Below are 13,324 nucleotides of genomic sequence, written 5' to 3' on the forward strand. Positions count from 1 at the left end.
TCTACTTCACGCTCCTTTTTAATAGGTGGAATGTATCCCTTCACATTCTATAATAAACTAAATTTTCATAATTTTTTACAAAATAAAGCAAAACAATACATTTTAACTATAAATAACAATATTTAGAAACTAATAGGTCCTAATTAACTAAAAAAGCTGCTAAAATAATTGAGCAGCCTTTCAACTCATTATGTTATATAAAAGGAGTTTTTTTTTGCTTAAGAGTCCTTATGATATAAATACATACTAACCCTACACTGATGATTACATATCCCATCCCACCAATTAATCCAAGTGTTCGACTATCTATTACTGTTAATAATAAGCCTGCTCCAAACATAGATAAACCCAGAGTTACGTTGGAAATGGTTGTAAACATACCAAATACCTTTCCTTGATGTTGTAAAGGCGTCACTCTCATAACAACTGAATCCAGACAAGCGTTGCTAATACCTGAAAAGAATGCTAGAACCAAATAAAAGCAAAACGCTAGCTGCCAGGAATAGGTGTTACTTATCATCATTAAGAAAATACCTTCTACTCCAAGAGAGACTAATCCACAAATCAACAGATATTTTCGGATTCGATTCGCCACAATAAAGCTAAGCATTAGCCCCATCCCAAGTCCTCCGTAAAACAAGCCTACCCCCCAGCTTTCTATGTTAAATTCTTGAACAGCATACACGCTAATGAGTACGTTATCAATTCCATTAAAGATAGGTACAAAAAGTTCAAAGCAAAAAACCAAAATTAAAGCTACCGAAGACGTAATAATTGAATAAACAGCAGAAATTGTAATGGATTCTGTTGGTTTCGAATTTACTTGTTGTCCACCTCTATCTACTAGTTTGTATACAATTAAACTGGCAAATAAAAAAGAACACGCATTTAATATAAACGTGACATCACTTCCTATATAAAAAGAAGCAAAGCCACCAATAAGAGAGCCACCAACTAATACAATTCCTAATAATACTTGCTCTAAACTATTAACCTGTACAATACGGTTCGAATGAATAACAGTAGGTATTAAAGCCTTTCTTGTAGGAGCATAGATAGCTTCTCCCGCTGCTAATACAAACGTACTTACATAAACAAGCCAAATCATTGAAGAATCGTTTACCCATATAAAAGCTAAAGCAAACGGAATTCGAATGAGGTCTGTAACAATTAAAATCATTGGCTTTGAAAAACGATCCGCAAGCGCTCCTCCTAAGGGGCCAAAAAAAAGAAACGGAAGAACCCTAATGCCAAGTGCTGTACCTACTGCTAGGCCAGATTCCGTATATTCTAAAAGCAAAGCTAACAACGCTACTTGGCTGAAACGATCTCCTACTCCGTTCACAACCCCTGCTAAAAATAAACTTCGATATGCTTTCTCAACTTTTAATAAATAAATCATCTTTCTATCCCCTTTAACTAATTAGATAACCATCTAATTAGTTGTGTGAAATAAAAGCTAGTTGATTAAACTAGCTTACATCTTACCCCATAGCTCTTTAGGGTTCATTTCATATTGATTATCTTTTCGATACATATAATGATTCATGATTAATTCACGCCTTAACGTTGCGTAATCATCATGAAACTTTTTTAAATACTCATTCAGTTCTTTTTCTTCATAAACAATTCCATACTTAAGATCACTGATAATCTTTTCAAGCACAACCATACGCTTTTTACGCTGTGCTGGTAAATTTGTCAGCTTTCCATCAGCAGTAAAAAAGGGCTTTAAAATTTTAAAACGATCATTTTCTTCCACTGTTTCAATCACCTCTTCATTTACAATCGTTAAAATAGCCGTTGCGCTTGCTTCTAGTGCTTTGACATTCAGATAAAAATAAATCGTATTTTTGTCTCTTCGTTCTTTAATGAGTCCAATATCTCGAAGCTTTGCCATGTGGTGCGTAATCGTTGGCGGTTTTAGTCCTAGCTTGCCTGCAATTGCTTGCCCGTTCAGGGGTCCTGACTTTAGTAAACTTAGAATACGAATTCGCGTCGGATCGCCCATTGTTTTATGAAAGTCCACAATACGTTTCAACTGCATATAAACACTCCTAGTTAGATATTTATCTAATTAGACTATAATCTAATTTACAGAATATTAAAAGTTATTTTTCAGAAAACACTGATCTTTTTTACAAAGAAATGGTGTATACTCTCACCATACACGGAATTTTTTTAGTCTAAGGAGAAATTTTATGCTATCTACTGTCGCTATTAAGCAAGTCACCACTACAGACGCAAAACAAGTTGTTGCTTTTTTAGTTAAAATGCGCAGTCAACTGTTTCCCATGCTGAATAAGGATGTCCTTTCTCCAGATTTAGCAAACTTTGAAATGCACTACTTACATAAAGAAAAAACAGCTTTCTTCGCTGCTTTTTCACCTACCAATGAAGTAATTGGAACCATTTGTGTTTATCCATATGACCGTCGTTTTAGTCATCTGAACGACTTTTATCCAGAAAACACAGCTGAAATTGTTAAGTGTTATGTTGACGAAAAGTATCGCCGCTATGGAATTGGCAAACAGCTCTTTCAACAAGCACTGTCTTTTAGTCAAGGGACGTATGATGTCTTAAGCTTACACACTCACCCATTCCTTCCTGGCGGCTTTGCATTTTGGCAATCAAGGGGCTTTCACACACGCTTCACTGAAAAAGATGGGGTATGGGATACGATTTTTATGGACATGAAGCTACTGCCAAGATCCTAATGGCATTATCTCCAAAATGCGGTGATGACAAATAAAAAAGTCGCTTTACACAGCGACTTTTTTATTTATTGATAAACATCTCAATCCCTGGCCCAATTGGAAGCCCAAGAAGATTCCAAATTAGAAAGAATAAAGTCCAGGCAACCAAAATGACTACGCTATACGGCAGCATTAAGGAAATCAGTGAGCCAATCCCTGACCTTTTATCATAATCTTTCATTAATGCCAAGATAATTGGAAAATACGGATTTAATGGCGTAATAACATTAGTGGACGAATCGGCAATTCGGTAAGCCATTTGCACATATGCCGGATGATAATCAAGCAACATTAACATCGGGATAAAGATAGGAGCCATTAAAGCCCACTGGGCAGATCCGCTAAAGATAAATAAATTCAATACTGCAGTCAAAAAGATGAATCCGATGATAACAGGCAGTCCTGTTAGCCCAATTCCTGTTAGTATCTCAGCTCCACTTACAGCAATCCACGTACCAATGTTCGTCCAGTTAAAGTACGCAATAAACTGAGAAGCCGCAAAAATTAAGACAATAAAGCCAGCCATATCTTTCATCGACTCTGCCATTAAGTTAGGAACATCGGAAATAGATTTTAGATTCCCTACCGTAAATCCATATGCCATTCCAATTAAAAGAAAGAAAATAAGCGTAATTGGTACAATACCATCTAAGAATGGACTTGGAATAATAGTTCCTTCATCGCTTCTTAGCAGTCCACTTTTTGGCACAGTCATCATAACAATCATTCCTATGTAAAGAAACCCTACAATACCAGCGTTTCGAAGCCCTTTTGCTTCAAGGTTCGATACCTCTGACATCACGGATGCTTTATTCCCTTTGTACGTACCAAGTCTTGGCTCAATAATTTTTTCTGTTACAAGTCCACCGACAAGAACCACAAGCGCTACAGATGCCGCATTAAAAAACCAGTTATCAACGGGTGTTACCGTTGCCGTATCGCTTACCGTTTTCACTACTTCATTTGCAATTCCGGATAATAAAGCATCATTACCTGAAATGACCAAGTTAGCACTGAACCCTGCACCTACTCCCGCAAAGCCAGCTGCTAAACCAGCAAAAGGATGCCTTCCTAGCGTATAAAAAATGGTTGCCGCAAGCGGAGGAATAATGACAAACGCCGCATCTGCTGCTAAATTACCAAGCACTCCTGCAAAAACAATTGCATATGTAATAACACTTTTAGGTGCATTTATAATAGTCTTTTTAATAAACGTTTCAATTAGTCCAACCTTATCAGCCACTCCGATACCAAGCATCATAGCTAGTACTAAACCAAGAGGCTGAAACTCTGTGAAATTGGATAGCATTGATGTAAAGATAAACTGAATCCCTTCTTTAGAAAACATATTTCGAATTGGAAGTTCTTCACCTGTTCCAGGATGAACGGTCGTTACGTCAAATACACTTACAATCCATGAAACAACCATAATGCTCATAGCAAAAATAACAAATAATACTGCGGGGTGTGGAAGTTTATTCCCAACCCTTTCAATTGAATCTAATACCCTTAGTATAACCCCTTTTTTCTCAACTTGATTCACTTCTGGATTCATAGCTGCCTTCCCCTCTATTGATGTTTTAGAAAAATTCCCATTTAAATTCCTTTTCAAAAGGGTAACACGACAAGAAAACAGAAATCAATAAATTTTCTAAAAAATTAATCTTTTTATAAGAATTTCTTATTATTGTGTGCTACTTTTTCTTTCTACTACTCAATAGAGCTACCCACTATACTAATATAGAAGAAAGAAGTGAATTCAGATGGAGGCGATTCATTGATGTATTCTCTTAAACGCATCGATCACGTTCAGCTGGCTGCTCCGCCTAATAGTGAACATAGAGCTAGACGCTTTTTTCATGAGCTTCTTGGTTTTCAGGAAGTTGAAAAGCCTGTCGTACTTCAGAAAAATGGTGGTTTGTGGTTTAAGATCAACGACTGTGAACTTCACATCGGAATTGACCAATCGTTTATACCTGCCAAAAAGGCACATCCTGCTTTTACAGTTGAAAATTTATCTGCTTTGAAAGAGCACCTTGCAGCTCATCAAGTTGCTTTTATACAAGATGAAAAGTTACCAAACGCTAATCGCATTTATGTACATGATCCTTTTGGTAATCGCTTGGAGTTTTTGGAGTGGTTGTAACAAAAAAAGCATGCTCTTCAGCATGCTTTTCACTTCTATTTACTTGGTCTATTTAAAACTGTTCCCGCTCGTAGCAATACAACAATATATCCCACGATTCCTCCAATAATGGCTGGAACAACCCATCCCAATCCAACAGAATATAGCGGTAACAATTGTGTAAAAGCTGAATCGACTGCCTGAATTTTCACCCCAGCAGCACCTAGTCCATCAAATAAACTTACGATGAATGTTAAAAGTAAACTTCCTTGGTATACGACAGGATTTCCTTTAAATAAAGGATGTAAAAACGTAAGCGCAATAAGCACAATGGCAAGTGGATAAATAGCCGTTAGTACAGGTACGGAAACTGCAATTAGCTGTGTTAAACCAATATTAGCAACAAGTGCACTAAAGGCAGATAGAATAACAGCAATTGCTTTATAGCTAACTTTAGGAAATAGCTGGTGAAAGAAAGTAGAACAGGCAATAATTAACCCAATGCTTGTTGTTAAGCATGCCACGGTAATCATAATACCTAAAAACACGCCTCCAAATGAGCCAAAATAATAATTTGATACGCTCGCAAGCACGGCACCTCCATTATCTAAATAGCCTAGCTCAGATACGCTCGACGCTCCCATATAAGCCAGAGCCGTATAAAAGACACCTAATACTGTGGCTGTAATAAGAGTTGTCGCTCCGCATACCCCAATGATTTGCTTTCTAGTCGTAGCCCCTTTCTCACGGATAGCGTTAATAATCATAATACCGAATACAAATGAAGCTAGCGTATCCATTGTTAAGTATCCTTCTTGAAAGCCTTTGAAGAATGAATTGGTTTCGTACGCTTCCAAAGGAGCTTTAAATTCACCAATTGGAGCTACAACTGCTACAACAACTAAAATGCCAATAGACCCAATTTTAACAGGTGTTAACACCTTTCCAATAATATCAACAATCTTACCTGGCTTAAGGGAAAAGAAGCACGCAACTCCAAAGAAAATGATGGTGAAAATTAATAGAGGTAAGACTCCTACTCCTTCTGATAAAAACGGCTTAACGCCAATTTCATAAGAAACTGTTCCCGCTCGAGGAATTGCAAAAAGTGGACCGATTGCTAAGTAAAGAACAATCGTAAACACGATCCCAAAAACAGGATGTGCTCGACTAGCTAAAGACTGCAAATCATCTTTGCCTGAAAACCCAAGAGCCATTACCCCTATTAAAGGAAGTCCTACCCCTGTAAGTAAAAAGCCAGCGTTTGCAGACCATAAATTCGTACCGGCTGATTGACCAAGCATGGCTGGAAAGATTAAATTTCCTGCTCCAAAAAATAGAGCGAATAACATAAGACCAATTACAACAATAAATGAAAATGGTATTTTATTTGACACCTAAAACCCTCCGTCTTTCTTGGCTGAAATTACTTCCTAAAAAGATTTTTCAGAATAATTTAAAAACGTTCATTAGAAGCATGTACACCATTATAACTAGTGAATATGTATATTTCAACATAACTTTTTATTTTGAGAACAAAATTCTTGACAAAACAAAAAAGACCCTATTAAAAAGGTCTTTTCCTTCTTACATAATTAGCTAATTTTATCAAGTGCATTTTCTAAGTCTTTCCATATATCTTCCCAAAATTCTAAGCCTACAGATAGGCGCAATAGCTCGTTTGATATGCCCATTTCCTTTCTAATAGCTTCTGGAACAACCGCGTGCGTCATTGAAGCAGGGTGTTGGATTAAAGTTTCTGTATCACCTAAGCTAACTGCAATGGAGATTAAGCTTAGTTCATTCACAAACTTCTTCACAGATTCCTCTGATCCATTTAATTCAAAAGCTAACACCCCTCCACTTCTTTTCATTTGCTTTTCGAAGCTACTTTCTATTTCCGGGTAATAAACAGCTTTCACTTTTGGGTGTATTTTTAGCTTTTCAACAATTTTTTCTGCATTTTCACAATGACGATCCATCCTGACAGGCAGGGTTTTTAAGCCTCTAATTAATAACCACGCATCAAAAGGTGCAAGAATTCCACCGATATCTTTTTGAACAGTCTTTCTTATACCTTGAATAAGATTTGTACTTCCAACCATTACGCCTGCCACAACGTCACCATGCCCACCAATATATTTGGTTGCGCTGTGTATAACAAGATCACATCCTAGAGCCAAGGGCTTTTGCAAATACGGCGTTAAAAATGTATTATCCACAATGACTGGAACTCCATGCTCTTCTGCTACTGCCACTACAAGAGGTAAATTAATGACGTGCATAGTAGGATTAATCGGTGTCTCAATATAAATGCATGCAGTTTTATCAGTAATGCTAGCTCTTATTTCTTCTACTGTTAGAAACGTTGAAAAAGAATGTGTAATGCTATATTTCTCATTTAATAGCTCCAATAAACCAAACGTACAGCCGTAGAGACCTTTTGAACAAAGAATATGATCTCCAGCCTTTGTTAAACCAATTAAAGCTGCAGATACAGCAGCCATTCCCGAACCAAATGCTAGCGCTTCTTCGCCTTCTTCTAGCTCTGCCATTCGACTTTCAAATTCTGCTACGGTGGGGTTTGATAACCTTGAGTAAACATATCCACTCTCTTCTCCTGCAAAACGTCGTGCTCCTTGGTCTAAGCTTGAAAACGTAAAAGTAGATGTTTGATAAAGCGGTGTAACAAGGCTGTCGTGATGCATGCTTGATTTATACGTTCCGTGAACCGCTTTTGTTTCAAACCTATATTTCTCTGTATTCGTCATTCCCTTCATCCCCTTAAAATTTTGTAAGCGCTTACTTATAAAATTATATGAAATTCTCTAGTAGTTTGTCACGGTACAATTACACGATAAAAAGATGGCTACTATATCTGCAGCCACCTTCTATGCTTGTAACATTTGCTTTACTAGCTCTCTATTGCGTTTTTTAAACACTTCATTATGAGAAGAGACCATTGCAACTTTATTAGCATTAGGCTCAATAAACAGCTTTGCTCGATTTACGGCATTTGCTGCATCTTGAAACGCACCAGCAATTAGGTTTACTTTGCCTTCATGCTGCAGAATATCACCTGCTGCGTATAAGCCGGGCACAGTTGTTTCACTTGACGAGTTTCCCGCAATATAATAATCATGAATCATTTCAATTGAAAGCTCACTTTTTTGAAGTAATGATGTGTCTCGCTCATATCCATGGTTGATGATTACTTCGTCAATTGGTAGATATGTAATATCTCCAGTTAAATGGTTAGTAAGCTCTACTTTAGCAATTTTTTCACTGTTCCCATCAGCTATTAATTTACTAATTGACGTATTTAACATGCAAGTTGCAGAGCTATTTATTAGCTGCGTCACCTGTGACTCATGACCAGATAGACAGTCTTTTCGATATGTTAAATACACTTTTTTTGCAACAGGCTCTAATTCATTAGCCCAGTCGATGGCTGAATTGCCTCCTCCCGAAACAATTACGACTTTATCTTTAAAGCGTTGCAGTGACTTTACAGTATAATTTAAATTTGAAATCTCAAAGCGCTCTGCTCCTTCAATTTCTAGCTTTTGTGGATTCAAAATCCCTCCGCCTACCGCTATGATTACTGTTTTAGATCGATGTATTTCGCCCGAAGAACCCGTTAATAAAAAGTGTCCTTCATTATTTCGAGAAATAGATTCAATTTTCTCGTTTAATACAACTGTTGGATCAAACGTTAATCCTTGAGCTACAAGCTGCTCAATTAATTGAGCTCCAGGAGTCGGAGTTAAGCCCCCCACGTCCCATATCATTTTTTCGGGATAAACGTGCACTTTCCCCCCTAAACGAGGCTGAAATTCAATTAGTTTCGTTTTCATTTCACGAAGTCCGCTGTAAAAGGTCGAATATAGCCCTGCTGGTCCGCCACCAATTACGGTTACATCATAAAGCTCTGAATTTTTCACGATTCGCTCACTCCTAGTAATCATCATTGATTATCATTCTCATTTAACTATACATCTTTTTAATCAAATTGACAAACAAAAATAATGATTGACAGAATTCAAACAGACTATTATAGTAAAAATGAATCAGAAATGATAATCATTATCACCAATTCTAATTAACACTTTTGAACGGGAGGTTTCGCCATGGTTCGCCTACATACAGAAGATCTTAACATTGGATATGGTGAACGGGTAATCGTAAAAGATTTGAGTGTTCAAATTCCTGATAAAAAAATAACAACCATTATTGGTTCAAACGGATGTGGAAAATCAACGTTGCTAAAAGCTATTACACGCTTGATTTCTCATCAGTCCGGCACTGTATTATTGGACGGTTCTAGTATTGCAAAAGAAAACACCAAGGAACTTGCAAAGAAAATAGCAATCCTTCCTCAGTCCCCTGAAAGCGCAAACGGACTCACCGTAGGAGAGCTCGTATCTTATGGACGTTTTCCTTATCAAAAAGGATTTGGTCGCTTAACAAAAAAAGATTATGAAGTTATTGACTGGGCACTTGAAGTAACAGGAACAATAGACTATAAGTACCGTCCTGTTGATGCCTTATCGGGCGGTCAGCGACAGCGCGTGTGGATTGCAATGGCCCTAGCTCAAGAAACAGATATTATCTTTTTAGACGAGCCCACTACTTACCTGGATATGGCTCATCAGCTTGAAGTACTTGAGCTGTTACAAAAGCTTAACGAAGAGCAAGATCGCACTGTTATTATGGTTCTTCACGACTTAAATCAAGCCGCCCGCTTTGCAGATTATATTATCGCAATGAAAGATGGCGAAATTATAAAAGCCGGTACCTGTGAAGAAGTCATGCAGCAAGACGTTTTAAAAGAGGTCTTCCAGATCGATGCTGAAATTGGACGCGATCCTAGAACAAATAAACCGATGTGTATTACATATAATTTATTATAGAAGGAGACTAACAACATGAAAAAATTATTACTTCCCTTTGTGCTCTTACTACTGCTCATTATTAGTGCTTGCGGTAACTCAAACGAAAGTCAAGGTAATGAAGCAAAAGATAAAAAATCAGATACTGTTACATATGAATCTGAAAATGGACCAATTGAAGTTCCTGCTAATCCTAAGCGCGTAGTTGTTCTTGCTTCATTTGTCGGAAACGTTTTAGCTTTAGATACAAACGTAGTTGGCGTAGATTCATGGTCAAAAGACAACCCTCGCTTCAAAGACCAGCTAAAAGATGCTGAAATTGTAACAGAAGACGACTTAGAAAAAATCATTGAATTAAACCCTGATTTAATCATTGGTTTATCGACAACAAAAAACATTGATAAACTACAAGAAATTGCTCCAACCGTTACGTATACATACGGTAAAGTAGATTATTTAACTCAGCACTTAGAAATTGGTAAAGCTTTAAACAAAGAAAAAGAAACACAAGCATGGATTGATGAATTCAAAGCTGATGCAAAAGTAGCTGGTGAAGACATCAAAGCAAAAATTGGTGAAGATGCAACCGTTTCAGTTATTGAAAACTTTGACAAACAACTCTATGTATTTGGTGACAATTGGGCACGTGGTACAGAAATTTTATATCAAGAGATGAAATTAAAAATGCCTGAAAAAGTAAAAGAAATGGCATTAAAAGATGGCTATTATGCAATTTCACCAGAGGTTCTTTCTGAGTATGCCGGTGACTACGTAATCTTCAGTAAAAATACAGATGGAGATACGTCATTCCAAGAAACGGATACGTACAAAAACATTCCTGCTGTAAAGAACAAGCAACTGTTTGAAGCAAATGCAAAAGAGTTTTATTTTAATGATCCAATTTCATTAGAATATCAATTAGACTTCTTTAAAGAGAAATTTTTACAGCAGTAATCCAATCATAAAAAGGAATTCTTAAAATAAGAATTCCTTTTGCTTTATTCTATAAAAGAAAAGATGAGAGGCTCATGACAACGAACAAAACACCATTTATTCCTTTTACACTTAAACTTATTCTTGGATTTTTAATCTTTATTGGAATGTTCATTATTTCAATGGTTTTTGGGGCAGCTAACATTTCTATAAAAGATGTTTGGTTAGCGCTTACCTCAACTAGTACAAATAATCAAATCTTAATTATTCGCGAACTTCGCCTTCCTCGAGAAGTAGCAGCTATTTTTGTAGGTATCGCTCTTTCAGTATCAGGTGGTATCATGCAAGGGATGACAAGGAATCCACTAGCAGACCCTGGTTTACTCGGATTAACAGCTGGTGCTAAAGCTGCTCTTGCTCTGACAATTGCTCTCATTCCATCTGCCAACTATTTTTGGATTATGATTGCATGCTTTATTGGAGCTGGTGTTGGCGCTGGGCTAGTATTTGGCATTGGCTCTCTAAAAAGAGGAGGTTTTTCCCCTCTCCGCATTGTATTAGCTGGTGCCGCAGTTTCTACTTTTCTATATGCAATCGCCGATGCCGTTGGCATTTACTTTAACATTTCAAAAGATGTGTCTATGTGGACTTCTGGAGGACTTACTTTAACATCTTGGAAACAATTATCCATTGTGATTCCATTTATTATAGTAGGCACATTGATTGCACTTACTCTTGCTAGACAGCTGACCATTCTTAGTTTAAGTGATGAGGTAGCAACGGGATTAGGACAGCATACGACTAAGATTAAAGTTATTTTGTTTGGAGTCATTGTGTTATTGGCGGGTGCATCGGTTGCTTTAGCCGGTAACCTTGTCTTTATTGGTTTGATGATTCCTCATATCGTAAGAGCGATTGTCGGAACGGATTACCGATTTATCATCCCAATGTCTGTACTTATCGGGTCATCGTTTATGTTGTTTGCGGATACGTTAGCACGCACAATTAACGCTCCGTACGAAACATCCATTATTGCAGTTGTAGCAATGATTGGCCTCCCTTTCTTTTTGTTTATTATTAAAAAAGGAGGTCACACAATCCGATGATTCATCCTACACTACGAAAAAAACAGCTATTTATTTTGCTTTTACTAACAGTTCTTATTTTGCTGACAATTACTGTTAGCATGGGATTAGGCTATGCGTCTTTATCCTTTGACCGCTTGCTTCCGACTCTATTTGGACAAGGAACGTTTAAAGAAGAATTTATCTTATTTTCAATCCGTCTGCCTCGTATCGTTATTACATTACTAGCTGGTATGGCTCTTGCTTTATCAGGAGCTATTTTACAGAGCATTACCCGAAATGATTTAGCAGAACCAGGCATTATTGGAATTAACTCAGGTGCTGGAGTAGGAGTCGCGGTATTTTTCTTATTCTTCCCAATTGACCCTGGCTCATTTGTGTATATGATTCCCTTTGTTGGATTTATTGGAGCCATTATAACTGCAGCCTTGATTTACACGTTTGCCTATGAAAGAAATATAGGCCTCGCCCCTACTAAGTTAGTACTAACTGGGGTTGGGTTTTCCATGGCTCTATCCGGAGTCATGATTGTCTTAATCTCTTCTGCTGAACGTCAAAAGGTGGACTTTATTGCAAAATGGTTAGCCGGAAACATTTGGGGTTCAGACTGGCCGTTTGTTTTAGCTCTTTTACCTTGGCTAATGGTATTAATTCCTTTTGTTTTATACAAAGCTAATAGACTTAATATTTTATCGCTCAATGAGCATACGGCTATCGGTGTTGGAATCTCCATTGAAAAAGAACGAATCACACTGTTACTTGCTGCTGTAGCCCTTGCAGCTTCTGCCGTATCTGTAAGCGGTGGAATTGCATTTATTGGATTAATTGCTCCTCACCTTGCAAAAAGCCTTGTAGGACCAAGAAACCAGCTATTTATTCCCGTAGCTATTTTAATGGGTGGCTTTTTCCTTTTAATAGCTGATACAATCGGACGTAACTTAATGACTTCTGAAGGAGTTCCGGCCGGAATTATTGTTGCGTTAATTGGTGCTCCCTATTTCATTTATCTACTTCTGAAAAAATAAAAGACTTCCAATTGTGGAGTCTTTTTTATTTTAGACTGATATTTTATTGAGTTTTAGAAAAGCTAAAAGTGTAATCGAAAGGCGGTGATTCTATTGTCTAAGAAAAAGTTAACTCCTTCACAAGAAGTGGATCAATCAAAGCTAGTTGATGACAAAGCAGCTAAGCTTAGAAAGAACGGAAATGAAGCGGAGCATGCTCACCAAAAAACGCTTGGTGGCGCACAAGGAGAATAATAACTATTGACTATCGAATAGCTGCCAAACGGCAGCTATTTTATTCATTAATGACTTTGACGTTCATCTGCAGCTTTTGCACGTTCTTGAGCTTTTAAATCAGCTTGATCAAGCTCACTTGAAAACTCTTCGTATACACCATCAGAATGACCTGGTTTTTTAACAATTTGAGACGAAAAATATTTCGCTTTTTCCGCTTCTACACGACTTTTTTGATTCATCATTTACCCCTCCATTTTCAATGAATTAACAAAAGGCGCTGTGCGCGCCTTTT

14 protein-coding genes are annotated in these 13,324 nt (G+C 37.3%); 7 read left to right on the forward strand and 7 right to left on the reverse strand.

The window, feature by feature from the left end; translation table 11 throughout:
• Window positions 1–193 precede the first annotated feature (193 nt).
• Both MKZ18_RS13415 and MKZ18_RS13420 read right to left on the reverse strand, forming a co-directional pair.
• Window positions 194–1,402: an MFS transporter gene (locus MKZ18_RS13415; protein ID WP_076512805.1), complete on the reverse strand. Its 1,209-nt coding sequence runs from the start codon at window positions 1,400–1,402 to the stop codon at window positions 194–196.
• Between the two features lie 75 nt (window positions 1,403–1,477).
• Window positions 1,478–2,047 carry a DUF2087 domain-containing protein gene (locus tag MKZ18_RS13420; RefSeq protein ID WP_025910893.1) on the reverse strand — a complete coding sequence of 190 codons (570 nt, stop codon included), beginning with the start codon at window positions 2,045–2,047 and terminating at the stop codon, window positions 1,478–1,480.
• Between the two features lie 154 nt (window positions 2,048–2,201).
• On the opposite strand from MKZ18_RS13420, the gene MKZ18_RS13425 reads away from it, so the two are divergent.
• Window positions 2,202–2,717, forward strand: a complete 516-nt coding sequence (locus MKZ18_RS13425) for a GNAT family N-acetyltransferase (protein ID WP_340842501.1) — start codon at window positions 2,202–2,204, stop codon at window positions 2,715–2,717.
• 61 nt (window positions 2,718–2,778) lie between these two features.
• Here the strand turns inward: MKZ18_RS13425 and MKZ18_RS13430 are convergent, their stop codons facing one another.
• Complete coding sequence (locus MKZ18_RS13430; RefSeq protein WP_340842500.1) at window positions 2,779–4,311, reverse strand: AbgT family transporter; 1,533 nt, start codon at window positions 4,309–4,311, stop codon at window positions 2,779–2,781.
• A gap of 198 nt (window positions 4,312–4,509) precedes the next feature.
• Between MKZ18_RS13430 and MKZ18_RS13435 the strand changes: the two genes are divergently transcribed.
• Window positions 4,510–4,902, forward strand: coding sequence for a VOC family protein (locus tag MKZ18_RS13435; RefSeq protein ID WP_326490221.1), 393 nt, complete (start codon window positions 4,510–4,512; stop codon window positions 4,900–4,902).
• A 35-nt stretch (window positions 4,903–4,937) separates the two neighbouring features.
• Here MKZ18_RS13435 and brnQ read toward each other — a convergent pair whose 3' ends face one another.
• From brnQ to MKZ18_RS13450, 3 genes are all read right to left on the reverse strand, one after another.
• Complete coding sequence (brnQ, locus tag MKZ18_RS13440; RefSeq protein WP_341344558.1) at window positions 4,938–6,278, reverse strand: branched-chain amino acid transport system II carrier protein; 1,341 nt, start codon at window positions 6,276–6,278, stop codon at window positions 4,938–4,940.
• 198 nt (window positions 6,279–6,476) lie between these two features.
• A complete protein-coding gene (gene megL / locus MKZ18_RS13445; RefSeq protein WP_340842498.1) occupies window positions 6,477–7,652 on the reverse strand; it encodes a methionine gamma-lyase in 1,176 nt (391 codons plus the stop codon).
• Window positions 7,653–7,772: 120 nt separating this feature from the next.
• The gene (locus tag MKZ18_RS13450) at window positions 7,773–8,825 is read right to left on the reverse strand and encodes an NAD(P)/FAD-dependent oxidoreductase (RefSeq protein ID WP_025910884.1); all 1,053 of its coding nucleotides are present in this window, start codon (window positions 8,823–8,825) and stop codon (window positions 7,773–7,775) included.
• A gap of 186 nt (window positions 8,826–9,011) precedes the next feature.
• Here MKZ18_RS13450 and MKZ18_RS13455 point away from each other — a divergent pair, with 186 nt between their 5' ends.
• The 5 genes from MKZ18_RS13455 to MKZ18_RS13475 all read left to right on the forward strand — a co-directional run bounded on the left by MKZ18_RS13455 (window position 9,012) and on the right by MKZ18_RS13475 (window position 13,050).
• The gene (locus MKZ18_RS13455) at window positions 9,012–9,794 is read left to right on the forward strand and encodes an ABC transporter ATP-binding protein (RefSeq protein ID WP_025910882.1); all 783 of its coding nucleotides are present in this window, start codon (window positions 9,012–9,014) and stop codon (window positions 9,792–9,794) included.
• 15 nt (window positions 9,795–9,809) lie between these two features.
• Window positions 9,810–10,727 carry an iron-hydroxamate ABC transporter substrate-binding protein gene (locus MKZ18_RS13460; RefSeq protein WP_340842497.1) on the forward strand — a complete coding sequence of 306 codons (918 nt, stop codon included), beginning with the start codon at window positions 9,810–9,812 and terminating at the stop codon, window positions 10,725–10,727.
• A 74-nt stretch (window positions 10,728–10,801) separates the two neighbouring features.
• Window positions 10,802–11,812, forward strand: a complete 1,011-nt coding sequence (locus tag MKZ18_RS13465) for a FecCD family ABC transporter permease (RefSeq protein WP_025910880.1) — start codon at window positions 10,802–10,804, stop codon at window positions 11,810–11,812.
• A complete protein-coding gene (locus MKZ18_RS13470) occupies window positions 11,809–12,816 on the forward strand; it encodes a FecCD family ABC transporter permease (protein WP_025910879.1) in 1,008 nt (335 codons plus the stop codon). Before MKZ18_RS13465 ends, MKZ18_RS13470 begins: the two co-directional genes overlap by 4 nt.
• Window positions 12,817–12,909: 93 nt before the next feature.
• Window positions 12,910–13,050, forward strand: a complete 141-nt coding sequence (locus MKZ18_RS13475; RefSeq protein WP_167556118.1) for a hypothetical protein — start codon at window positions 12,910–12,912, stop codon at window positions 13,048–13,050.
• Between the two features lie 47 nt (window positions 13,051–13,097).
• On the opposite strand, the gene MKZ18_RS13480 is transcribed toward MKZ18_RS13475, so the two are convergent.
• Window positions 13,098–13,274 carry a YfhD family protein gene (locus MKZ18_RS13480; RefSeq protein ID WP_078989515.1) on the reverse strand — a complete coding sequence of 59 codons (177 nt, stop codon included), beginning with the start codon at window positions 13,272–13,274 and terminating at the stop codon, window positions 13,098–13,100.
• Between the last annotated feature and the right edge of the window lie 50 nt (window positions 13,275–13,324).

Source organism: Priestia sp. FSL W8-0001 (genome assembly GCF_038050335.1).
GTDB lineage: Bacteria > Bacillota > Bacilli > Bacillales > Bacillaceae_H > Priestia > Priestia flexa.

Excerpts from the sequence above, each read along its gene's own strand:
- MKZ18_RS13415 (WP_076512805.1), bottom strand. The coding sequence starts at position 1,402 with ATGATTTATTTATTAAAAGTTGAGAAAGCATATCGAAGTTTATTTTTA.
- MKZ18_RS13420 (WP_025910893.1), bottom strand. The coding sequence starts at position 2,047 with ATGCAGTTGAAACGTATTGTGGACTTTCATAAAACAATGGGCGATCCG.
- MKZ18_RS13425 (WP_340842501.1), top strand. The coding sequence starts at position 2,202 with ATGCTATCTACTGTCGCTATTAAGCAAGTCACCACTACAGACGCAAAA.
- MKZ18_RS13430 (WP_340842500.1), bottom strand. The coding sequence starts at position 4,311 with ATGAATCCAGAAGTGAATCAAGTTGAGAAAAAAGGGGTTATACTAAGG.
- megL (WP_340842498.1), bottom strand. The coding sequence starts at position 7,652 with ATGACGAATACAGAGAAATATAGGTTTGAAACAAAAGCGGTTCACGGA.
- MKZ18_RS13455 (WP_025910882.1), top strand. The coding sequence starts at position 9,012 with ATGGTTCGCCTACATACAGAAGATCTTAACATTGGATATGGTGAACGG.
- MKZ18_RS13460 (WP_340842497.1), top strand. The coding sequence starts at position 9,810 with ATGAAAAAATTATTACTTCCCTTTGTGCTCTTACTACTGCTCATTATT.
- MKZ18_RS13465 (WP_025910880.1), top strand. The coding sequence starts at position 10,802 with ATGACAACGAACAAAACACCATTTATTCCTTTTACACTTAAACTTATT.
- MKZ18_RS13470 (WP_025910879.1), top strand. The coding sequence starts at position 11,809 with ATGATTCATCCTACACTACGAAAAAAACAGCTATTTATTTTGCTTTTA.
- MKZ18_RS13480 (WP_078989515.1), bottom strand. The coding sequence starts at position 13,274 with ATGATGAATCAAAAAAGTCGTGTAGAAGCGGAAAAAGCGAAATATTTT.